This window comes from Vibrio sp. 1641 (assembly GCF_033339995.1).
GTDB classification, from domain to species: Bacteria; Pseudomonadota; Gammaproteobacteria; order Enterobacterales; family Vibrionaceae; genus Vibrio; species Vibrio alginolyticus.
In genome coordinates this window covers 1-511 of sequence record NZ_JAWOVP010000530.1, presented here as the reverse complement: position 1 = coordinate 511, position 511 = coordinate 1, and the positions used below count along the sequence as shown (strand labels likewise).

At 39.3% G+C, this 511-nt stretch carries 1 protein-coding gene; it reads right to left on the bottom strand.

What is annotated here, in order from left to right:
• Nucleotides 1-269: 269 nt before the first annotated feature.
• Nucleotides 270-511, bottom strand: a 242-nt coding sequence (locus R7Z47_RS26955) for a GNAT family N-acetyltransferase (RefSeq protein WP_318131041.1), incomplete at its 5' end; no start/stop codon positions are given.

The window sequence follows — 511 nt, the reverse complement described above, 5'->3', positions numbered from 1 at the left end:
CGTTGGGATGATGTATTTGAGATATGGGCGCATAGTACTACTACTCTTCCTGAGTTGGTTGGCCATGACATTAGGCATTTCGAGCCACATTCAGTCATCTTTCTATCAATCTGATTTTTATGAACAACTTTGCGGTTGTGAGATAGAAACATACCTGTTTGATAACTCTGAGTAGAGATTATGTACACTGTTTTGAAACGAAATTTTGGTCTTAGATCAATGAACTGGAATTCACATCAGAAAACATCTCTTATCTGTGTCCAAGCTCACTAATTACGCGATAGATACTTCTTCATCACATAATTAGTTAAGTGTTGCCCTCTCACTTCAACTTCTTGATGTTTAATCACTTTAAATCCCATTCGTTCAAAGAACGGACGAGCAGTGATACTGACCTCTGAGTACAAATACGGTAACGCTAATGACTCCGCTTGAGAGAAAATATGAGCCATCAATGCGCGGCCAACACCTGTCCTTTGATGCTGATGATGGCAAAAGAAATGGTCAATGA